This is a genomic window from Sphingobium xanthum (assembly GCF_019737615.1).
Taxonomy (GTDB): Bacteria; Pseudomonadota; Alphaproteobacteria; order Sphingomonadales; family Sphingomonadaceae; genus Sphingobium; species Sphingobium xanthum.
In genome coordinates this window covers 119,410-141,165 of the sequence record NZ_JAHKKS010000003.1, presented here as the reverse complement: position 1 = coordinate 141,165, position 21,756 = coordinate 119,410, and the positions used below count along the sequence as shown (strand labels likewise).

Sequence of the window (21,756 nt, the reverse complement as noted above, 5' to 3'; positions counted from 1 at the left end):
ATACCAGCTTTCGCATGTATGACGAGAGGCGGATCATGCGACGGCGAACCCCCCGCCACCGGGCGTCTCGATCACGAACACATCGCCCGGCCCGACCTCGACCGCCGCCGTCGCGCCGAGCGTCTCCGCCGAGCCGTCCGCGCGCTCGACGCGGTTGATGCCGAGTGCCCCCGGTTCACCGCCAGCGAGGCCGAAGGGGGCGATGCTGCGGCGGTTCGAGAGGATTCCGGCGGTCATCTTCTCCAGGAAGCGGATGCGGCGGATCGCGCCGTCGCCGCCCTTGCGCGCGCCCGCGCCGCCGGAGCCGGTGCGGATGGCAAAGGCTTCGAGCAGCACGGGGAAGCGCGTTTCCAGGATTTCGGGATCGGTGAGGCGGCTGTTGGTCATGTGCGTCTGGACGACATTCGTACCGTCGAAATCCGGCCCGGCGCCGGAGCCGCCGGCGATCGTCTCATAATATTGATGCCGTGCGTTGCCGAAGGTGAAGTTGTTCATCGTGCCCTGCGCCGCCGCCATGGCGCCGAGCGCGCCGAACAGAGCGTCGGTCACGACCTGGCTGGTCTCGACATTGCCGGCGACGACGGCGGCGGGATGGCGGGGATGCAGCATGGATCCTTCCGGTACGATCAGCGTGATCGGCCGCAGGCAACCTTCGTTCATGGGGATGGGATCGTCGAGCATGGTGCGCAGCACATAGAGCGCGGCGGCGCGGACGACGGGCAGCGGGGCGTTGAAATTGCCGGGGAGCTGCGCGCTGGTGCCGGTGAAGTCGATGGTCGCGGCGCGGGCTTTGCGATCCACGCGGACCGCGACGGCGACTTCCGCGCCATTGTCCATCGCATAACGGAAGCTGCCGTCCTCCAGCCGCGAGATCAGGCGGCGGACGGCCTCCTCGGCCTGGGCCTGGCAATGGCCCATATAGGCGGCGACGACATCGGCGCCCTGCTCCGCGCTGATCCGGCGTAGCTCCGCCGCGCCCTTGGCGCAGGCAGCGACCTGCGCTTTCAGATCGGCGAGATTCTGGGGGATGTTGCGGGAGGGATAAGGGCCGGACGCGAGCAGGGCGGAGATATCCGCATCGAGGAAGCGGCCGTCGCTGACGATCAGCACATTGTCGAGGAGGACGCCTTCCTCTTCGACCGATATACTGTCCGGCGGCATCGAGCCGGGCGTGATCCCGCCAATGTCCGAATGGTGCCCGCGCGCGGCGACGAAATAGGCGGGGGCCGGCGCCACCTTGTCGAGGAAGACCGGCATGACGACGGTGATGTCCGGCAGATGCGTGCCGCCTTCATAGGGGGCATTGAGCGCATAGGCATCGCCGGGCTTGAGACCGCGCCCATCGCTGCCGTCGCCCCGCCGGCGCAGGATCGTGCGGACGCTCTCGCCCATCGATCCCAGATGCACCGGCATATGCGGCGCATTTGCGACGAGATTGCCCTGCGCATCGAACAGCGCGCAGGAGAAATCCAGCCGTTCGCGGATGTTGACCGAGGAAGCGCTGTGCTGGAGTGCGGCGCCCATTTCCTCGGCAATGGCCATGAACAGGCCGCCCATGATCTCGAGGCGGACTGGGTCGGCGTCGGTGCCGCCGGTCGCCTCACTCGCGCGCGGCAGATGGCGGGTGAGGATGAGATTGCCCTGCGCATCGACTCGCGCGCGCCAGCCCGGCTCGACGATCGTGGTCGAGACCGGATCGACGATGATCGCGGGGCCTTCCGCCTCGAAGCCGATGGCGAGCTTTGCGCGGACGTACAGGGGCGTCGGGCGGGCCTCGCCGGCCATGAAGCAGGAGAGTGTTTCGACCGGCGGGCCGGATGTCGATGGCAGGGGCAGCTCGAGCAGCGCGTCGGTCTCGCCGGGCGCGATGGCCTCCACCCGGATCGTCTCGGCAATGAGCGGCGCCGTCCCCACGAAGCCGAAGCGCTCGCGATAGGCGGCCTCGAACGCGGCTTTCATCGTAGGGAGCGGGCCGTGCGGGACTTCGATCAGGCTGTCGGTGCCTTCGAGGCGCAGCAGCACGGCGGCCTCGCGGCGCAGTGGCGTCTGCACGCCTTGCGCGCGCATCGCGGCGTCGGCGGCGAGGCCCAGCGCGGTGATCGAGGCGTCCAGCTCCGCCGGTCCGGTCGTGGTGTCGAGCGAGAGCGCCACGGTCAGCTCGCGCAACTCGCGCCGGTCGGCGAGGCCCATGCCATAGGCGGAGAGCACGCCGGCGAGCGGGTGGATCATGACGCGGTCCATGCCGAGTGCGTCGGCGACGAGGCAGGCATGCTGCCCGCCCGCGCCGCCGAAGCAGGCGAGCGTGTAGCGCGAGACGTCATGGCCGCGCTGGACCGAGATGGTCTTGATCGCGTTCGCCATGTTGGCGACGGCGATGGCGATGAAGCCCTCGGCGATCTGCTCGGGCGCGAGGGTGCGGCCGGTCTTGTGCGCCACCTCGTCGGCAAGCGCGGCGAATTTCCCGGCCACGACATCCGCATCGAGCGGCTGATCGCCGGCCGGGCCGAACACGGCCGGGAAATGATGCGGCACGATCTTCCCGAGCATCACGTTGCAATCGGTGACAGTTAGCGGCCCGCCGCGCCGGTAGCAGACCGGGCCGGGGACCGCGCCTGCCGATTGCGGCCCGACGAAGAAGCGCGTGCCATCGAACCCGCAAAGCGACCCGCCGCCTGCCGCCACCGTGTGGATGCGCATGATCGGCGTCCGGATCCGCGCCCCCGCGATCATCGTATCGCTGTCGCGCTCATAGCGGCCGGCAAAATGCGACACATCGGTCGAGGTGCCGCCCATGTCGAAGCCGATCACATGGGCGAATCCCGCCGCTTTCGCCGTCTGCGCCATGCCGACAATGCCGCCCGCCGGGCCGGACAGGATCGCGTCCTTGCCCTGAAAGGTCGCGGCATCGGTCAGGCCGCCGTTCGACTGCATGAACAGCGCCCTCACGTCGCTCCCGGCCTCCGCGCGCAGCGCCTCGACATAGCGACGCAGAACGGGGGAGAGATAGGCGTCGATGAGGGTCGTGTCACCACGCCCGACCAGCTTGATGAGCGGTGCGACCTCATGGCTCACCGATATCTGCGGAAAGCCGATCTCGCGCGCGATCTGCGCAAGCCGGGCCTCGTGCGCGGGGTAGCGATAGCCATGCATGAGGACGATGGCGACGGCGCGCAGGCCCCGGTCGAACGCGGCTTGCAGGCCGGCGCGTGCGGCGTCGATGTCCAGCGGCAGGATCACATCGCCTGCCGCCGTCACGCGCTCGGCGACTTCCATCACGGCGGCATGCACCGGCTCGGGCTTGACGATGTGCCGCGCGAACAGGGCCGGCCGCTCCTGATAGCCGATTCGCAGCGCATCGCCGAAGCCGCGCGTCGTCACCAGCAGCGCCGGCTCGCCCTTATGCTCCAGCAGCGCATTGGTCGCGACCGTCGTGCCGACGCGCATGTCGGCGGCCGGCAGTGGGCCGTGCGGCACGTTCATGATCTGCCGCATCGCCGCGACGGCGGCATCGCGATAGGCTTCGGGGTTCTCCGACAGCAGCTTGGCGGTCACGATCCTGCCGTCCGGCGCACGCGCGATCACGTCGGTAAAGGTTCCGCCGCGATCGACCCAGAATTGCCAGCGCTCGCTCGTCACCCTCGCTGCCTAGGCACTGTTTCGACCGCTGGCAAAAAATTTCTGGGGCGCGAATTTTTTGGGAACCTATCGGGCGCTTGGGGGTTGTCTCCCATTAGGGCGGACAAATCGCGCTAGGGAGAAGCCAGAAAAGGGGGCGAATCAGCCAGTTTCGCACCGGCCGGGGGAGGGCCACGCGATAGCGTGAACGTTTCCGATCGGCACTTGCTCTACTTGTTCCCGTGATTTTGTTGCCACCGCGCCGATGCGATGTGGGAATCGCGTCCGGCATGCGGAGGAGCTGACGAGTAGCTCGCGCGAGTGGACCGCGCGCCTTGTCGCCGTCGAGGGGTGCCGGGCAGGCTAGCCCGGTACCCCTTTTCCGTTTTCGGCAACGAAGCGAGCCGTGCGGGCACGCAGGTCCGTTTCGATCAGTTTCGCGCGCAGGACAGCGCCCGGCAGCAGTCCATCGACCGCGAGACGTGTGACGATCGGCAGGTCGCGCAGCTGGATGCGCGCACCACGCTCGTCGATATCGGTGACGAGGGCGGCGAACGTCTCGCCCTCGCGACCCTGCAGCAGGGCCGTTTCGGCAAGATCGACCACGGCGCGGTCGATGCGCCCGCCGATCGCGTCGGCCCGCGCCATGACCTTGGGCAGCGCCGCAAAGGCCTCGGTCACGCTTGGCGGAACGGTCCGGCCATTGGCCAGCGCCAGCGCGGCGGTCACGACATAGCGGTCGGCCAGACGGCGCAACGGTGCGGTCGCATGCGCATAAGGCGCGGCGACGGCGGCATGCCAGGGCAGAAGGTCAGGCTCATAAGGGGCATAGGCCGCGCCCGTGCCGGCGCGATGTACGGCCTGGCCGAAGGCAGCTTGCAACGGCACATTGGGATCGAGCATGCGCTGGAATTGCGCCAGCGTGGCTTCGCGCGGCCAGCGCAGGCCGTAGGCGCGCGCCGTATTGCGCAGCCTTTGCTCGGCGCGCACATCGGGACCGGCCATGACGCGGAAGAGCCCGGTGCGGTATTCCAGCAGCAATTGCGCGATAGCGAGATTGGTCGCGAGCGACAGGGTGGCATTGCGATCCTCCGCCACGCGCCGGGGACGAAAACGCAATTCGTAGCGGCCGTCCGGCCGCCGCTCCACTTCCTGCTCCGGCACATCGAGCCGCGCGGCGCCGCGCCGGTTTTCGGCTGCCCACACGCGCTGCGCCAGTTCCGGGAACAGCGGCGGCAGCTCGTCGTCGCGCATCGCCTCGTAACCCAGCTTGGCGCGGCTGCGGACGATCGCGCGCTCGACGCCGTCCAGCCGCGCGATGCCCGCCTGATCGATCCGGACGGAAAAGACGACGGCCGGACGCGGTCCGTCGGGCAGCAGGCTCGCCGCCTGTTCGCTCAGCACCGGCGGGTGCAGGTTGACTTTGCCGTCCGGCAGATACTGGCTCGTTCCGCGTTTCCATGCCTCGCGGTCGATCGGATCGCCCTCGCTCACGAACCAGCCGACATCGGCAATGGCATAGTGCAGCAGGATGTCGCTGCCCGCGCGCTCGATCGCGAAGGCCTGATCGAGGTCGGTCGAGCTTGCCGGATCGAGCGTGACGAAGGGCAGATCGGTGCGATCCGCATGCTCGCTCGGCGTGCGCCGTGCTGCTTGCTCCGCTGCGGCCAGCACCTCGACCGGGAAATCGACGGGCAATTGCATCTCGCGGCGAATGTCCGCGAGTCCCTCGGTCAGGGCATGTCCGGGATCGGCCAGAATCTTCATGTCGTTCGCGTCCGGTTGGTGATTTCCGCTATCAGCAATCGTTCTAGCGCTTCGGTCGCTCGCGGTGCGAGCGGAGAGCGGGCGATGATCCGGCGCATCGGCTCCAGCTCCGGGCCGAAGCAGGCGAGCCGCCCTTCGGCGAGGGCGGGGGCGATCTGCTCCTGCGGCAGGATGGAAACGCCGAGGCCTTCCTCGACGATGCCCTGGATCACGTCGGCAAATTCCAGATAGCGCACCGGGCGGCGGGGGCGGATGTTATGGATGGCGAGTTGCCGCTCCAGCCATTGCTCCGTGATCGGGCCAAAATCCGGCAGGATGAATTGCAGGTCCTCCGTCGAGAGCGTGCCCGCTTCCAGCAGCTTGGCCGTCTCGGGCGCCGCGACCAGATGGATCGGCACGTTGCCGAGCAGGTGGATGTTGGGCAGGCGCAATTGCGGCCGCCCCACGGTGTAAAGCAGCAGGTCGATCTCGCGCTTCTCGAACGCCTCGGCGATCTGCGCGGCCGAGAGGGCCGGGAGGAGCTCCAGCTCGACATGGGGCAGCTCGGTATAGATGCGCGCGAGCAGCGGCTTGAGATAGGCGTCGCGCGAGCGATTGCCGATGGAAAGGCGAATGCGGACCTTCTCTTCGCTGCGCCGCGACCGTTCCTCGCCGCGCATGGCCTGGCTGGTCGACAGCATGGCCTCGGCGCGGTGCAGCATGTCGATGCCTTCGCGCGTCAGGGTCGGTCGGGTCCCGCGGCGCCGGTCGAAAAGCTTGTGCCCAAGATGGCGCTCGAGGGACGTGATATGGTCGCTGACTGCGGGTTGCGATATGCCGAGCTGATCGGCTGCCAGCGCGAAACTGCCGGAGCGTGCTGCAGAGACGAACGTGTCGAGTTGTCGCAGCGTGAAGTCGCCCGCTCGCTTCCTCATCAGTGCCCCTCCCGATTTTGAATAAGCCAAAGCTTATATCTTTAATAAGCTGTCTATCGGTTGCTTTGGCAAGCTTAAAACCGCCTAATGGTGTCAAGCTTATACGAAGCGGGAACGCATCCCGCCGGAAAGGCCCCTGTGAAACAGCGCTGTCAGACTGATTACAATCTGCTTTCCGCCGCGCCTTGTGGCGCTTGCTTCGCGCGTTACCCCAGTTTTCAGCCAGATCTGGCTACCCAGTCCCACGTCAAGACGCACATGAGAGTCCGGCGCTGACGGGTCGCACGGGCCGCGCCGGGTCCACTCCGGCGCGGCCCACTTCCTGATTGTTTCAAATCCTGCATCGCCTTCCAGCCCGCGACTCGACATGCGTGACGGCGAAAGGAGGCCATTGTCGAAACAATGACCCCTTCCCGTGACGCCCTGGTTGCAGGCTTGGGCGGTCAGAAATTGAACTTGATCGTACCGCCGAAGGTGCGCGGATCGCCGACCGTGCCGGCGACCAGACCGACGTTGCTCGGCGCGAGCTGGAGCTGCTCGAGATATTCGACGTCGAAGGCGTTGCGCACCCAACCGTAGATATCGATGCTGTCCGTGCGGAAGCCGGCGCGGAAGTTGGTCAGCGCATAGCCCTTGATCCAGCTATAGGCCGAGGGCGACGGGTTGGATGAGAAGTTGGAGCGGTAGTTGCCGTCCACGCCGGCATAGAGTTCGCCGTCGTGCGCCAGCAGATTGACCGGCACGTTTGCTTCGGCGCCCCACGACCAGGCCCATTCCGATACGCCGGGCAGGCGCTGGCCGGAAATGTCGCAGTTCTGCGGGCTGAGCGCGCCAGGGACGCCTGGCGCACTCAGCACCTGTGTGCCTGTCACCGTGGTGCCGCCGGACAGCTCCGGCGGGCAGGGCGCATCGACGAAGCGCACATAACGGGCGTCGGTGTAGGCGCCGTTCACATAGGCAACGAAGCGATCATTGGGCTTGAAATTGAAATCGGCCTCGATGCCTTGCGTGCGGACCTTGCCCGCATTGGCAAGATAGCCGCGCAACACGCCGAGCTGGCCGTTGTTCACATTCGCCTGGAAGTCCTTGATGTCCGTGCGGAAGGCGCTGACGTTGAAGGTCGCCCGGCGATCCAGGAACTGGGTCTTGATGCCGACCTCGAAGTGATTGACGTTCTCGGGCATGATCGTGCCGGCCGAGGCGATCGGATTGCCCTGGGCGTCGGTCGGCAGGCCGTTCTGGTTGATGCCCACCGTCTTGAAGCTCTTGGCATAGGTCGCGTAGACGAGGACGTCCCGCGCGATCTTGTAGTTCACGTTGAAGTCGTAGCTGAAGTTCCAGTCGCTGACCGAAGGCGCACTGGTCTGTGGTGAATAGACGCCGCACTGCGCCGCGAGGACAGTGCCCGCGGTTGGCGCCGGGTTGAAGCAGCTGATTTCGACGCCGGCCCCGTTATAGACCCGGCGCCGGTAGAAGCCCGACTTCTTGTCATAGTTGAGGCGCACGCCCGGTTGGATGGTCAGCGCATCGTTGATCTTCCAGCTCAGCTGCCCGAACAGCGCCAGGCTGGTGCTCTTGAGCCACTGCGTATTGCGCGCCGTCAGGCCGTTAAGGACACTCGGGTCGGCGGCCAGCGCACCGGTCAGGTTCCATCGGCTGGCGGCGGCGCCCTGCGCCTCGGTGCCCTGCGTGTCGATCCGCTGATTGAACGCGAAAGCGCCGACGACGAAATGGAACTGCTTGCCCGAATAATTATAGCGGAACTCCTGCGAATATTGATCCTGCTGCGAGGGATTCTGCGACTTGGAGACGATCGGCAGACCGGTGAAGTCGCGGTCATTCTCAGGCTTCCAGTCCCAGAAGCGCCAGGCCGTGATCGAGGTCAGCGTGCCGGGGCCGATATCCCATTTCGCCTTCAGCGAGACGCCGCCGATCTTGTTGCCGGCCTGGAGACTGGCATCGATGTCGGTCAGTCGGTCATAGGGATTCCGGCTGACGACGACATAATTCTGCGCGGCGGCCAGCGCGTCATATTGACGATTGAGCGCGCGCTGCGTGAGGCCGGTGCGCACGAAAACGGTGCCGCAGCATTCGGGATTCTGCTGGCTGTAATCGCCGGCAAGCGTGAGGCTGAGATCGTCGGTCGCGCGGAACAAGATCTGGCCGCGGAAGCCGAGATTGTCCTGCTCGTTGATGGTGCGATCGGTCTTCACGTTGAAGATGGTGCCGCGGCGCGTGGTTGTGGCGACGCCGAAGCGCACGGCGACCCGGTCCGACAGCGGGCCGGAAATGGCGGCCTTGCCTTGTTTGAACGCGAGATTGCCGAAGGTCACTTCTGCCTTGCCCTCGAAATCGAAGGTCGGTGCATTGGAGGTGATGTTGATGGCGCCGCCGGTCGTGTTCTTGCCGTAGAGCGTGCCTTGCGGGCCGCGCAGGATTTCGACCTGCGACACGTCGAGGAAGTCGAACGTCGCGGCGGCGATGCGCGCATTGTAGACGTCGTCGACATAGATGCCGACGCCCTGCTCGAAGCCGTCGCTGGTGAGGCCGAACGGCGCGCCGATACCGCGAATGTTCACGAAGGTATTGCGAGGGTTGGACGAATAGACCTGCAGCGTGGGCGTCAGCTGCTGCAGTTTGTTGATATTGAAATTGCCGGTGCTCTCGATCTGCGCGGCGCCGAGCACCGATATGGCGAGCGGCACGCTCTGCGCGGTCTCGGCGCGGCGGCGCGCGGTCACGACGATGTCGCCGGCGCCGGCGAAGCCATCGGCTTGCGGAACGGTCAATGGATCGTCCTGCGGGATTGGCTGGGCGTCCTGCGCGGACGCGGGCAAGTGAAACAGAAAAGCGGCAGCGAGCGCGCTCGTGGAAAGGATGGACCTGCGGACCATGTGAGTATCCCCTTGTAAGAAAAAGAGGATGCCTCCGGTGGTCCGGTCAGCATCGAAAGCTCTGGATGTTGGATGGTAAAGCGATGCCGGTGCCGGCGAGAAAGTCAGGCGGTCAGCCGGGTCTTCTCGGTAACCTCGATCTGCACAAGCCGTCCTTCATGGACGGTGAGATGGACCGCTCCGAATTTGAGCTTCTCCAGCGCTTGCCGAACGAGCGCGAGGGCGCTCGCATGTTGGTCGATCCGGTCCGTTGCAACGGCCGACTTTGGCGATGACTGCGACATGGTTCCTCCTCGTACGCGGTCGTGTGACTCGCACATTTGTGCGCCGAGAAAACTTAACTCAATCAATAGAATTGACAATTGGATTGGAGCGAAGATTTGCTTCTGCGCGAGGAACCCCAGCTTGAGGTGGCTTTTGAGGTCCGCTGAATTGTCGCGAATGAGGGCGTAGCGCCTCGAATGAGGGCTGTCCTACAGCGCTCGGGCCATGGCACCCCTGACCCGGCTCTTTCTCAGGTTCGAAAATGCCTTCCTCCACCATCGATGCCGGCGAGGGAAAACAAGCTCGATAGTGTGACCTTCGTGTGACCTTTGGGTAAACTTTCGCCCCGGCCTGTGTCGATCGCCAGGACAGCTTGGGCAGCCTAGCCCACCGCGCCGTTTCGGATCGGATGAAGCGTCCGCCGCTTGAACCGCCAGCCGCCGTCGTCGCGCACGATCTCGTCGTCATAAGTCGCGGCGACCATGACCGAGAGCTTGCGCGTCTCCCGGTCCGGCGTAGACATGAACATGCAGGCCGAGGTGGAACGGGCGCGATCCGGTGTCTCGAACCAGATAAGCTCATTGTAGAACAGGTGGAAATTGGGCTCCTGGACGAAATTGTCCCCGGCCTCGTATAGCGCGCGCATCATCCGGCCCGTGTCAGGTCCAGCGGCGCTTTCCAGTTCAAGGATGGTATAGTGCCCGTCTGCACCGAACAGCTTGGCAAAGCCTTCGAAATCGTGCCGGTCGAGCGCGGCGCCATAGGCCAGCAGCAGCGCGTGGATGGCGGCGCGGTCTTCCATCTCGGTCGGATGGCCGGTCATGGCTTCACTGTCGCCGGGCCGTTGGACAGGGGCTTGAGCGTGCGCCGCTTGAACCGCCATGTGCCGTTTTCGCGGATCAGCTCATCGTCATAGGTCGCCGCGACCGCGACGGAGAGCTTGCGCGTCTCCTGATCCGGCGTGGTCATGAACAGGCAGGCAGACGTGGAGCGGGCGAGATCGGGCGTCTCGAACCAGATCAGCTCGTTGAAGAAGAGATGGAAATTGGGAACGGCCGTGGCATTCGGCCCGGTCGCGAAGATCTCACGCATCATCTCGCCCGTCTTGGGTCCGATCGTCGCCGCGCCCGTGCTCAGCTGATAGGCACCATCCTCGCCGAAGAGCTTCGCGAAGCCGTCGAAGTCGCGCCGGTCGAGCGCGGCGCCATATTCGATCAGCAGCGCGTGAATAGCGACGCGATCTTCCATCTCGGTTGCATGGCTTGTCATGAGTTCAGTCCCTCCAGACTAGGGTGGGCGCGGGCCTATTTGGCCTCGGGCGGGCGGTTGGTGACGGATTTGACGACGCGGCGCGCGAACAGCCACTTGCCGTTCTTGCGGACGAGCTCGTCCTCGTAGCGGCCGGCGAGCAGCGGCGTCGGCCGCTTGGTCGCCTGATCCGGAACCATCCACAGCGACATGGACGTCGCGCGGGCACGGTCCGGGCCATCGAAGGTGACGACTTCATTGTAGAAGAGATGGAAGTTGGGTTCGCCCACGCCATTGGGATTGTTGGCGAAGACCTGCCGCATCATCTCGCCGGCCGCCGCGCCCTTCGCCTCGCGCCCACCGCCGCCGACATAGACCCCGTCCTCACCGAACAGCTTGCCGAAGCCATCGAAATCGCGGCTGTCGAGTGTCGCGCCATAGGCCATGAGCAGGGCGTGGATATCGGCGCGATCGCGCGCCTCGTTGCGCTGGGCGTGCGCGGGGATCGCGCCGATGGCGAGCAGGGCGAGGGCCAGGAAGCGAAGAAAGCGCGTCATTTAGGCTCCTTTGGCCTCTCGGCGGTGGCTGTGGCCGCGCGGCGGGCCTGCATGATCTTGCCCCATTCCTCTGCGGTCGGCAGCACGGGATAGTCGACGCGGCGCAGGATCTTCCAGTGCCCGTCCTCACGGATCAGCTCGTCCTCGTAGCGGCCGGCGAGGGTCGGTACGGGACTGCCGTCCGGCCCGCGCTTCACCAATAGATGCCGCGAGCGCGCCGTCGCCCGGTCGCCATGCAGGTCGATCTGGATGTTGGTCGTGTGCGTATAGCTCTCGGTATTCACCCAGCCCGGCGGCGTGTTGCCGAACAGGCCGGTCAGCAGTTCGCGGATCTGCGCGGGCCCCTTGCGGACGAGGCTGCCGTTCACCCACTCGCCGTCCTTCGCGAACAGCGAGACATAGGCACCGATGTTCCGGCTATCGAGATAGGCGTGATAATTGATGAGGATGCGCTGAATGGCGAGCTGATCCTCCACGCGCTGGAGCCGCTGCTCGATGCTCAGCCCGGCGGTCTGCGCCGGGGCCAGCGCCGGCATCGCGGCGACGAGGGTCGCGAGAGCGAAGCGGTTGACGATGCGTGTCATCCTCATTGCCCGGCGCGCTCCGCAGCAATGATCTTCGCCCATTCCTCGCGGGTCGGCATGACGTCGTTGGCGACGCGGCGCTGGATCTTCCAGCCGCCGTCGCTCTGGCGCACGAGTTCGTCGGCATAAAGGCCGGCGAGGGCGGGGCGCGGGCTGCCATCCTTGCCGCGCATGACGAAGAGATAGCGCGAGGTCGCGGTCGCCCGATCCCCGTTCACCTCGACGCGCGGATTGCTGACCAGATGATAGTTGCTCGTGTTGGTCGCGCCCTCGGGGCCAAGCGTGGTGAGCATCTTGCGGATCGCTTCCGGCCCCTTGTGGGAACCGATGCGGTTGGACCATTCGCCGTCCGGGGTAAACAAGGCGACATACCCCTTATAGTCGCGTGCATCGAGCCGCGCGGCATAATCGACGATGATGCGCTGGATGGCGAGCTCGTCCTCGGCGCGGCGAAGGCGGGCCTCGATGGAGGCGGCGGATTGCGCGACGGCGGTGGCAGGGATGGCCGCCAGCAGGGCGAGCGCGGCGGCGCGGAGGACGAGGCTCATTTCTTCTCCTGTTGCTGCGCTGCGCGGCGGGCCTGGATCACTTTGCCCCATTCCTCGGGTGTCGGCATGACGGGGTAATCGACGCGGCGCAGGATCTTCCAGTGCCCGTCCTCGCGGATCAGCTCGTCCTCATAGCGGCCGGCCAGAGCGGGGAGAGGCGCACCATCGGGGCCACGCCAGACGAGCAGATGGCGCGACTTCGCCGTCGCGCGGTCGCCATGCAGCTCGATCCGGGGATTGGACGAGATGTGATAGCTCTCCACATTCACATAGCCGGGTGGCGGAGCGCCATAGAGCGCGACGAGCATCTTGTGGATGGCATCGCGGCCCTTGTGGACCTGCTTGCCATTCACCCATTCGCCCTCCTTGGCGAAGAGATTGGCGTAGCCCGCATAGTCGCGCGCATCCTGCGTCGCGGAATAGTCGATCAGGATACGCTTGATGGCGAGTTCGTCCTCGACGCGCTGCAGGCGCTGCTCGATGGTGAGGCCGGTCTGGGCCTGTGCCGGAGCGGCCGCGAGCAGGGCGACCAGCAGGAGGCGCCGCGCCATCATTGCTGACGCCCTTCGCCGGTGAAGGCTTCGCGCAGGCCGGGCGGCGGAGGCGGGGTCGGGCCGTTGCCGTCGCGATAGGGGATGATGCCGTTGGTGACGCGCTTCACGATCTTCCAGGCGCCGTTCACGCGGACGAGATCGTCCTCATAGCGCCCGGCCAGTAGCGGCACCGGGCGGTTCTGATCCTCCGGCTTGGTGAGGAAGAGATATTTGGAGGTGACATGCGCCTTGTCGCCGTCGAGCTGGATCAGCGCGTTGGAGAGCAGATGATAGCTCTGCTTGTTGATCCAGCCGGGCTCCGCCTTGCCGAGCCGCTCCTCCAGCATCGCCTGGATCACGTTGGGTCCCTTGAACCGGCCGAAGCCGCCGACCCACTCGCCATCATCGGCGAACAAGGAGGCGTAGGACGCGAAATCGCGCGCATCGAGATAGGTGCCATATTTGACGAGGATCTGGCGGATCTCGGACTCGTCCTCCATCCGCTGGACGCGCTGTTCGAGCGTGAGCTTCTTCGGTGCGGCGGCAGCCGCGACAGGCAGCGTGAGCAGCGCGCCAGCCAATATGACTCGCATGAGCATGATCATCCCCTCCATTTCACGCGCGCCGATGCGGCGTCGCGGCGCCGGTCTATTGTGCGCAGGTGGAAATGAAAATGGACGGGCAGGCTCAGGAAGAGGGACGGGAAAGGCAGGGCGGTCGCAGACGCGCGCAGCTTGTCCATGCTCCTGATCCTCCCTCTTTTTCATCTTGTGGACGATACTTAACATGATGTCTATTGGCCGTCTCGCTTTTTCGGCATCGCTCTGGTCGAGCTCCGATGAGTCGGGTTAAGGCAGCGCTCCCAAGGGAAGAGGAATCGTCGATCATGGACTATCGCTATCTGGGCCGCAGCGCCCTCAAGGTCTCGCCGCTCTGCCTGGGCGCCATGATGTTCGGCGATGCCACGGACGAGCCGACCTCCAAGCGGATCATCGACAAGGCGCGGGATCATGGCTGCAATTTCATCGATACGGCGGACGGCTACAATGGCGGCCTGTCCGAGGAGTATGTCGGTCGCTCGATCAAGCATGGCCGCCATCACTGGGTTGTCGCGACCAAGTTCGGCCATGCTATCGACGCCGCGCCCAATCATGGCGGCCAGTCGCGCAAATGGATCATCGAGGATGTCGAGAACAGCCTGCGCAAGCTCGGCACCGACTATATCGACCTGCTCTATTTCCATAAGGCGGACGTGAACGCGCCCTTCGAGGAAGGACTGCGCGCGATCGACGACCTGATCGAGCAGGGCAAGCTGCGCTATTATGGCGTCTCCAACTTCAAGGGCTGGCGCATCGCCGAGATCTGCCGCGCGGCGGACGCGCTGAACATGGACCGGCCAGTCGCGAGCCAGCCGCTCTATAATATGGTCGATCGCCTCTCCGAAGTGGAGCAGTTGCCGGCCGCCGGTCATTACGGCCTCGGCGTGGTCCCCTACAGCCCGCTGGCGCGCGGCGTGCTCAGCGGCAAGTACAAGCCAGGCGCCGAGCCGCCTGCGGACTCGCGCGTGGCGCGGGGCGACCGGCGCGTGCTCCAGACCGAGTGGCGCAACGAGTCCGTCGAGATCGCGCAGGCGGTCAACGATCATGCCGCCGCCAAGGGCGTCAGCACCGTTGCCTTCGCCATCGCCTGGGTGCTCAGGAACCGGTTCGTCAGCGCGGCCATCGTCGGCCCGCGGACCGAAGAGCAGTGGGACAGCTATATCGAGGCCCTGTCGGTCCAGCTCGGGCCGGAGGATGAGGCCTTCGCGGACAGCCTTGTGCGACCTGGTCATGCCTCGACGCCGGGCTATACCGATCCGGCCTATCCCATCGAAGGCCGGCAATTGCGCTGATGTACAGCGATCCGCCCCCGACGATCGATGCGTTGCACGAGGCGCTGTTTGCGGGGGCGATCGTTCGCTTCGGCGATCTGCCGGAGATGCAGGCGCTGGCGCAGTTCGCGCAGGCCTTCCTGACTGACGCGCTGGCGCCGTACGATCCGGTGACGATCCATCGCCATTTCGATCGCGATGCGCTGGCGACGCGGCTCGATGCCGTGCAGCGTGCCTTCTCCAATGCGACCGAGGCCAAGGCGCTCTGGCGCGCCTTGTTCGAGGGCATCGGCTTCGATCCGCACGAGACGGTGCGGGACCGGCTTCTCCTGCGCTTTCAGCCGCCGATCCCGGACGATGGCGCGGCGCATCGGGCGCGAAGCACGGCGACCGTGGGCTTCCATCGCGACAGCTGGGGCACCAATCTCTACGCGCAGGTGAACTGGTGGGCACCGGTCTTTCCGATCTCGGCCGGGCGGACCTTCGCTTTCCTGCCCGAATTGTTCGACCGTGCGCTGCCCAATGACAGCGCGGATTTCGATCTCGCCGCCGTGATGGCACATAATCGCAAGGCCGATCCGACGGCCGAGCGCCCGAAAATGGCGCCGCGCCCGTTGGAGCAGATCGATCCGGCGCGCGGCCAACCGGTCGTGATCGCGCCTGGCGAGATCATCGGCTTCGCCGCGCAGCACGCCCATGTCGGCGTACCAAATCACACCGCGCTCACACGCATCTCGCTCGAAACGCGGACCTTGCGCCTCGCCGATCATCAGGCCGGGCGGGGCGCGCCCAATGTCGACGGGCGGGCGCCCTGGATCGCCTACAGCCTGTTTCGCAGCGTCGCCGACGGGACGCCATTGACCGATCTGCTGGGCGTAAAGCCGCTGGAACCCTTCGTTCCCGGCTGACTGTTGCTCAAAGGCAACAAGATCAGATAGTAATCATTTGACCCGGAATTGCTATCAAGCTAGCCACTGCGCCGTTCAGTCCCGCACAGTCGGACGAAGGCCAGCGCGATAGATTTGTTACCGCGCACTTCGAGCCGATTGCGGAGCGCCAGCGCCCCAGGGGGGTGAGCGCGGGCCAGGCTGAACCAAGGACCGTATGCCGGTTCACATATGCTGACCTTCTCAGGGAGAGACTTTACATGAAGCGCATTTCCTCGGGCCTCGATCGCGGCCTCAGCCTGTTCGCCGTCGCTGCCGCGCTGGCGATCACCACCCCCGTTCACGCTCAGGATCAGGAAGCCGCCGCTGCTCCCGCCGACGCCGCAGCCGCCGAGGAAGCGCCGGCAGAAGAGGCCATCGTCGTCACCGGTTCGCGCATTGCGCGCTCGGGCTTCAACACGCCGACGCCGGTCACCGTGGTCGGCTCCGAACGCCTGCAGCTGCTCGGCGTCACGAACGTCGCAGACGGCCTCAATCAGCTGCCGAGCTTCCGCGCGTCCGGCTCGCCCAGCAACGTGCAGGCAGCCGGCGGCAATGTCGGCGCGCGCATCCTCGACCTGCGCGCACTCGGCGCGCCGCGCACGCTGGTGCTCGTCGATGGCCGCCGCTTCGTGCCGAGCACGGGCGAGGGCACCGTCGATATCAACCTCATTCCCTCCGGCCTCGTGCAGCGCACCGAAGTCGTCACCGGCGGCGCATCGGCCGTCTATGGTTCGGATGCTGTTGCGGGCGTGGTCAACTTCATCCTGGATCGCAAGTTCCAGGGTCTCAAGGTCGAGTTGCAGTCCGGCTTCTCGCAGCGCGCGGACGATGTGAACTGGTTCGGCAGTGTCACCGGCGGCTTCAAGATCGGTGATCGCGGCCATTTCGTCATTGCCGGCGAATATGAAGACAATAGCGGCCTCGGCGGCTGCTACGAGGCGCGCGACTGGTGCGCGCAGGAGCGCTCGATCGTCGGCAACACGCCGGCCGGCACGCGGGGCCAGCCGTCCAGCATCATCACCTCGGACGTTCATGTCTCGACCATGTCGCCGACTGGCCTCATCAATCGCTCGCTGAATGCCGCGGGCCAGGCGATCGGCACCGTCGCCAACGATCCGCTGCGCGGAACGACCTTCACCAACAGCGGTCAGCCGACCAAGTTCAACTATGGCGACTTTGCTGGCCCGCTGTTCATGATCGGCGGCGACGGGCACGGCTTCAACCCGTTCCTCTCCAGCCTGCTGCTCAAGGTGCCTGTCGAGCGCCAGAGCATCTATGGCGCGCTCAGCTATGAGCTGGCAGACACGGTCGATGCCTATATCGACGTGTCCTATGGCAAGGTCGTGGGCAAGACCCAGTCCTCGACTTTCCGCGATTTCAACGGTTCGATCATCGGTAACATCAAGATCGACAACCCGTTCATCCCGGCCTCGGTTCTGACGACGATGCAGCAGAACGGCATCGCGCAGCTCCAGCTCGGCCGTTCGGGCTTCGATTTCGGCAGCCCGGTGCTGATTGCGCGCACCGAGACGTTCCGCATCGTGACCGGCCTCAAGGGCCAGCTTGCCGGTGGCTGGAACTGGGATCTCTATTATCAGTATGGCAAGACCAATTACCGGGGCGACACGTATAACAACCCGATCAACGCGCGGATGCGCAACGCGGTGGACGCCGTACAAGTCGGCAACAGCATCGTCTGTCGCATCAATGCCGACGTCAGCACGGCCAATGACGACCCGGCCTGCGCGCCGCTCAACCTGTTCGGCTCCGGCCAGTGGAGCGAAGCTGCGCGCAACTATGTGACGGGCTCGGGCTTCCAGCGGACGGTGAATACGCAGCATGTCGTCGCGGCGAACATCAGCGGCGATCTGTTCAGTATCACGAGCCGTCCGGTGGCGATCTCCGTGGGCGGTGAATATCGCCACAACAAGATTGCGGGCCAGACCGACGCCATCTCGCAGAATCTCGGCTTCTGGGTTCTGAACGGCCAGGCCGTGGCCGGCACGCAGTCCGTGAAGGAAGCCTATGGCGAACTTGTCGTGCCGCTGCTGGCCGACATGTCCTTCGTGGAAAATCTGGAAGTGAACGGCGCGTTCCGCGTCACCGACTATAGCGACAGCGGCCAGGTCGAGACCTGGAAGGTCGGCGCGACCTACGAGCCGGTGCCGGGCATTCGCTTCCGTGTTACCCAGTCGAAGGACATTCGTGCGCCGAACCTGACCGAACTGCGCGGTCCGCAGCAGAAGTCGACCATCGGCCTCACCGATCCGGTCACCGGCCTGCAGGCCAATCCGGTCGTCATCCGCGGTTCCAACCCGAATCTGCGCCCTGAAAAGGCGGACAGCTTCACCGCTGGCATCATCATCGCGCCACGCACGGGCGGTGCTCTGGGCCGCATGCGCCTGTCGGTCGATTATTATAACATCCAGGTGAAGGAAGCGATCGGCCAGCTCGGCGCGCAGACGCTCGTTCAGCGCTGCAAGGACGGCGCGACCGAATTCTGCCCGCTGATCACGCGCGATGCGAACAACAACGTCATCCAGGTCAACGACGTGCTGGTGAACGCCAACCAGCTCAAGACCCGCGGCATCGACGTCGAGTTCGACTATCGCCAGCCGATCGGCAATCTGGGCGATCTCAACCTGCGCGTGCTGAGCACCATCTATATGGACCTGATCACGATCGACAGCGCCGGCGCACAGGAACGTGCGGGTCAGACCGGTTCGCGCGCCGGCACGCTGCTCGGCGTGCCCGACTATACGATCGACGGCACGCTGGCCTGGACGAAGGGCCCGCTGACCATTGCCGGTCAGGGCCGCTACATCCCGTCGGGCGGCTTCAACGTTGCGTTCATCGGGCCGGACGACTCCCGTTATGCGGTCACGCTGCCGACGAGCGTGAACAATAACCGGGTGCAGGGCCGCTATTATCTGAATCTCTCGGCGACCTACCGCATCTCATTGCGGGAAGGTCAGGATCTGGAGCTGTTCGGCGCGATCAACAATGTGTTCGATCGTGATCCGCCGGCCATCCCGTCGGGCAATCTCGGCACCAACCAGGTGCTGTTCGATCCGATCGGCCGCGCTTTCAAGATCGGTGCGCGCATCAAACTGTGATCGAACATGGAAAGGGCGCGGCCGGATGGTCGCGCCCGTTTCGTGAGGGGGGGCGCCTGCGGGCGCCCTTTTTGTTGCGGCTAGATCAGCAGTTCGAATCGTGCGCCGCCGAGCTCCGAGCCGTGGACATCGACGGTGCCGCCATGGGCCACGGCGATCTGGCGGACGAGATTGAGGCCGACGCCGGTCCCCTTCGCCCGCGTCGTGAAGAAGGGCAGGAACACGTCGCGGCGCAAATCCTCGGGCACGCCCGCGCCATTGTCGCGCACGGCGATCAGCACCTGCGCATTGGCCTGCCGCTCCATCGAGAGGATGACGCGCGGCGTCTCGCTATGGCTGCTCGCGGCTTCCCCGGCATTGCGCATCAGGTTGATGACCGCCTGCGCCAGCAGATCGGGATCGGCATCGATGATGAAGGCGGGCGGCGTCAGAGAAAGCTGGATATCGACGGCCGGCCATTCGGCCGCGAACAGCCGGACCATCTCGCTGGTGAACGGCGCCGCCTCGAACCGCTTGCGCTCGACGTGCGGTTCGGACGCCACCTTGCGATAGCTGTTGATGAAGCGGGCAAGGCCCTCGGCGCGGCGCTCGAGCGTCTCGATGGCCAGCCGCGCGTCCGCCACGCGCGGATCGTCGATCTCGCGCATCAGGCCGGACGCGGTGGCGGCCAGCGAGGTGACGGGTGTCAGCGAATTCAGGATCTCGTGGGTGAGTACCCGGACGAGATCGGTCTGCGCTGCCATCTCGACGGCGTTCAACGTATCCTGCACCGGCTGGACAATCACGGCGCGGGCGCGCGTGCCGAGCCGGGTCAGGCCGGCAGTGTTCACGATGGCGCGATGAGCGCGTCCATTGAGATTGAGGATCAGCACTTCGGCGACCAGCGGCCCGTCGAGATCGAGCCGGCTCGCGAAGGTGGCGCCGTAGACCGCGAAGTCCTCGGCGCGCACGCCGTCATGTGCGGTGAACAGCCTGCGCGCGGCCTTGTTGGCGAGCGACACCTGACCGTCGCCGCTGACAGTCAGCAGCGGCACGGGCACGTCATTGACCAACGCTTCGAGAAAGCCGAGCTCGTCGCTGGCCGCGCGTCTCTCCTCGCGCAACCGGCGGATGGCGCTATCGAAGGCCTTGCCCATCTGCTCGAAGCCGGAGCCCGGCCTTCCCTCGAAATGCGCGGAGAGGTCGCCATGGTGGAGTGCCTCGACGAATCGCGCGACGTCCATATTGGTGCGGAACACATGCGACCAGAGCAGCGCGATAGCGCCCATCGCGACGAGGCAAGCCATGATCCGCGTGGCACCGAGGCCGGGCGTCAGAAACGCCCAGCCGACGCCGACCAGAGCAAGCTGGAGCAGCGCGAGGCGCCAGATCAGCCCGACGGTGAAATTGCGGTCAAAGCCCATATTTTTCCATGCGCCGGTACAGCGCGGCGCGCGAGACACCGAGTTCGTGCGCGGCGAGCGAGATATTATAGCCGTGCTTGCGCAGCGCCGTCTCGACGATCCGGCGCTCGACCCGATCGAGATTGAGATCCCCGGCGTCTTCGGAGGTGCTGACGACCGCATCGGGTGCGAAGCGCGCCTTGGCATTGGCGCCGAGGCTGAAGTCGGCGGCTTCGAGCCTGTGGGGATCGCCCAGGATCAGCGCGCGCTCGATCGCGTGGCGCAGTGCGCGGATATTGCCTGGCCAGTCGTGCGCGATGAGGGCGGCGAGCGCTTCCTCCGATAGCTCGGGCGCCGGACGCGCATAACGCCGCGCGTAGAATTGCAGGAAATAGGCGGCTAGCTCGGGAATGTCTTCGCGCCGTTCGCGCAGTGGCGGGAGCAGTATCTCCACGGTGTTCAGGCGGAACAGCAGGTCCTGCCGAAAATGCGCCTCGTCCTGCAGCCGCTCGGGCGTCATGTTGGTAGCGGCAATGACGCGGATATCGACCGGGACGGTCGCGTTGGAGCCGACCGGTGTGACGCGGCGCTGCTCCAGCGCGGTCAGCAGCTTGGGCTGAAGCCGGAGCGGCAGATTGCCGATCTCGTCCAGAAAGAGCGTGCCGCCGTCCGCCGCCTGGATGCGGCCGATGCGATCGGCCTTGGCATCGGTGAAGGCGCCCTTCACATGGCCGAAGAGCTCGGAATCGATCAGGTCCTCGACGACGGCGCCGAGGTCCACAGTCAGCATCGGCCGTTCGGCACGCAGCGAATGGCGATGCAGGGCGCGTGAGACCAGTTCCTTGCCGGTGCCGTTCTCGCCGAGGATAAGGACATTGGCATCGCTGGGGCCGGCTCGTTCGATTAGCGAATAGACGCGGGCCATGGCGGGCGAGCGGCCGAGCAGAGGCGGCCCTTCGCCGGATGCGCTGCTGGCAACGGCAACCTTGGCGCGCTCGGTATCGACGGCGTGGCGCGACTGGCGCAGGGCGGCGGCGGTGCGCACCGTCGCGAGCAGGCGCTCGTTGGACCAAGGCTTGGAGACGAAATCAGTCGCGCCATGCTTCATCGCCTCGACCGCGACATGGACACCGGCATGCGCGGTGATCATCACCACGACGATGTCCGGATCGATCGCGATGATCCGGTCGAGCAGGGCGATGCCCTCGCGCGCATCGGTCGCGCCGCGCGCGAAATTGGCGTCGAGCAGCACGACGTCGGGCGGGCGCTTGCCGATTGTCGCGACGGCCTCGCCCGGCGTGCCCACCGTAATCACCTCGGCAAACAGGCTCTTCAGCAGCAGTCGCGCGGCGAGGAGAATGTCCTCATCATCGTCCACCACCACGCAAAGATCGAATTCCGGCCGGCTCATTGTTCACCCCCGTACAGAAGCTGTCCGATATCGGACAATCAATTTGCGTGCCAATTGTGTGGCTCGCCCGGAAATCCGCGTTTTTTCGATTTGGCACGGACCCTGCTTAGTGAGGAGCGGACAA

General features: G+C 65.6%; 18 protein-coding genes. 3 read left to right on the top strand and 15 right to left on the bottom strand.

Going from position 1 to position 21,756, the window contains the following annotated elements; all coding sequences use genetic code 11:
* Positions 1-33: 33 nt before the first annotated feature.
* The 13 genes from KM135_RS06555 to KM135_RS06495 all read right to left on the bottom strand — a co-directional run bounded on the left by KM135_RS06555 (position 34) and on the right by KM135_RS06495 (position 13,666).
* Positions 34-3,636, bottom strand: a complete 3,603-nt coding sequence (locus tag KM135_RS06555; protein WP_221713187.1) for a hydantoinase B/oxoprolinase family protein — start codon at positions 3,634-3,636, stop codon at positions 34-36.
* A gap of 342 nt (positions 3,637-3,978) precedes the next feature.
* The gene (locus tag KM135_RS06550; RefSeq protein ID WP_221713186.1) at positions 3,979-5,382 is read right to left on the bottom strand and encodes an RNB domain-containing ribonuclease; all 1,404 of its coding nucleotides are present in this window, start codon (positions 5,380-5,382) and stop codon (positions 3,979-3,981) included.
* Complete coding sequence (locus KM135_RS06545; protein ID WP_221713185.1) at positions 5,379-6,296, bottom strand: LysR family transcriptional regulator; 918 nt, start codon at positions 6,294-6,296, stop codon at positions 5,379-5,381. The genes KM135_RS06550 and KM135_RS06545 overlap by 4 nt, the downstream gene beginning before the upstream one ends.
* A gap of 443 nt (positions 6,297-6,739) precedes the next feature.
* The gene (locus tag KM135_RS06540) at positions 6,740-9,190 is read right to left on the bottom strand and encodes a TonB-dependent receptor (RefSeq protein WP_221713184.1); all 2,451 of its coding nucleotides are present in this window, start codon (positions 9,188-9,190) and stop codon (positions 6,740-6,742) included.
* A gap of 104 nt (positions 9,191-9,294) precedes the next feature.
* Complete coding sequence (locus KM135_RS06535; protein ID WP_221713183.1) at positions 9,295-9,474, bottom strand: YezD family protein; 180 nt, start codon at positions 9,472-9,474, stop codon at positions 9,295-9,297.
* A 362-nt stretch (positions 9,475-9,836) separates the two neighbouring features.
* Positions 9,837-10,277 carry a nuclear transport factor 2 family protein gene (locus KM135_RS06530; protein ID WP_221713182.1) on the bottom strand — a complete coding sequence of 147 codons (441 nt, stop codon included), beginning with the start codon at positions 10,275-10,277 and terminating at the stop codon, positions 9,837-9,839.
* Positions 10,274-10,723 carry a nuclear transport factor 2 family protein gene (locus tag KM135_RS06525; RefSeq protein WP_221713181.1) on the bottom strand — a complete coding sequence of 150 codons (450 nt, stop codon included), beginning with the start codon at positions 10,721-10,723 and terminating at the stop codon, positions 10,274-10,276. Before KM135_RS06525 ends, KM135_RS06530 begins: the two co-directional genes overlap by 4 nt.
* Before the next feature lie 35 nt (positions 10,724-10,758).
* Positions 10,759-11,259 (bottom strand): nuclear transport factor 2 family protein, encoded by a 501-nt coding sequence (locus KM135_RS06520; RefSeq protein WP_221713180.1) that lies wholly within the window; start codon positions 11,257-11,259, stop codon positions 10,759-10,761.
* On the bottom strand, positions 11,256-11,849 hold the full coding sequence (locus tag KM135_RS06515) for a nuclear transport factor 2 family protein (RefSeq protein ID WP_221713179.1): 594 nt from the start codon (positions 11,847-11,849) through the stop codon (positions 11,256-11,258). Before KM135_RS06515 ends, KM135_RS06520 begins: the two co-directional genes overlap by 4 nt.
* Complete coding sequence (locus KM135_RS06510; protein ID WP_221713178.1) at positions 11,846-12,391, bottom strand: nuclear transport factor 2 family protein; 546 nt, start codon at positions 12,389-12,391, stop codon at positions 11,846-11,848. Before KM135_RS06510 ends, KM135_RS06515 begins: the two co-directional genes overlap by 4 nt.
* Complete coding sequence (locus KM135_RS06505) at positions 12,388-12,945, bottom strand: nuclear transport factor 2 family protein (RefSeq protein WP_221713177.1); 558 nt, start codon at positions 12,943-12,945, stop codon at positions 12,388-12,390. Before KM135_RS06505 ends, KM135_RS06510 begins: the two co-directional genes overlap by 4 nt.
* A complete protein-coding gene (locus KM135_RS06500) occupies positions 12,942-13,523 on the bottom strand; it encodes a nuclear transport factor 2 family protein (protein ID WP_221713176.1) in 582 nt (193 codons plus the stop codon). The genes KM135_RS06505 and KM135_RS06500 overlap by 4 nt, the downstream gene beginning before the upstream one ends.
* A gap of 2 nt (positions 13,524-13,525) precedes the next feature.
* Positions 13,526-13,666: a hypothetical protein gene (locus KM135_RS06495; RefSeq protein ID WP_221713175.1), complete on the bottom strand. Its 141-nt coding sequence runs from the start codon at positions 13,664-13,666 to the stop codon at positions 13,526-13,528.
* Positions 13,667-13,810: 144 nt separating this feature from the next.
* Here KM135_RS06495 and KM135_RS06490 point away from each other — a divergent pair, with 144 nt between their 5' ends.
* The 3 genes from KM135_RS06490 to KM135_RS06480 all read left to right on the top strand — a co-directional run bounded on the left by KM135_RS06490 (position 13,811) and on the right by KM135_RS06480 (position 18,839).
* Positions 13,811-14,815, top strand: coding sequence for an aldo/keto reductase (locus KM135_RS06490; protein ID WP_221713174.1), 1,005 nt, complete (start codon positions 13,811-13,813; stop codon positions 14,813-14,815).
* The gene (locus tag KM135_RS06485; RefSeq protein ID WP_221713173.1) at positions 14,815-15,702 is read left to right on the top strand and encodes a hypothetical protein; all 888 of its coding nucleotides are present in this window, start codon (positions 14,815-14,817) and stop codon (positions 15,700-15,702) included. The genes KM135_RS06490 and KM135_RS06485 overlap by 1 nt, the downstream gene beginning before the upstream one ends.
* 239 nt (positions 15,703-15,941) lie before the next feature.
* Entirely contained in the window at positions 15,942-18,839 is a 2,898-nt protein-coding gene (locus tag KM135_RS06480) for a TonB-dependent receptor plug domain-containing protein (protein ID WP_221713172.1), read from the top strand.
* Positions 18,840-18,919: 80 nt separating this feature from the next.
* Here the strand turns inward: KM135_RS06480 and KM135_RS06475 are convergent, their stop codons facing one another.
* On the bottom strand, positions 18,920-20,242 hold the full coding sequence (locus tag KM135_RS06475; RefSeq protein WP_221713171.1) for a sensor histidine kinase: 1,323 nt from the start codon (positions 20,240-20,242) through the stop codon (positions 18,920-18,922).
* Complete coding sequence (locus tag KM135_RS06470) at positions 20,232-21,632, bottom strand: sigma-54-dependent transcriptional regulator (RefSeq protein ID WP_221713170.1); 1,401 nt, start codon at positions 21,630-21,632, stop codon at positions 20,232-20,234. Before KM135_RS06470 ends, KM135_RS06475 begins: the two co-directional genes overlap by 11 nt.
* Positions 21,633-21,756 lie beyond the last annotated feature (124 nt).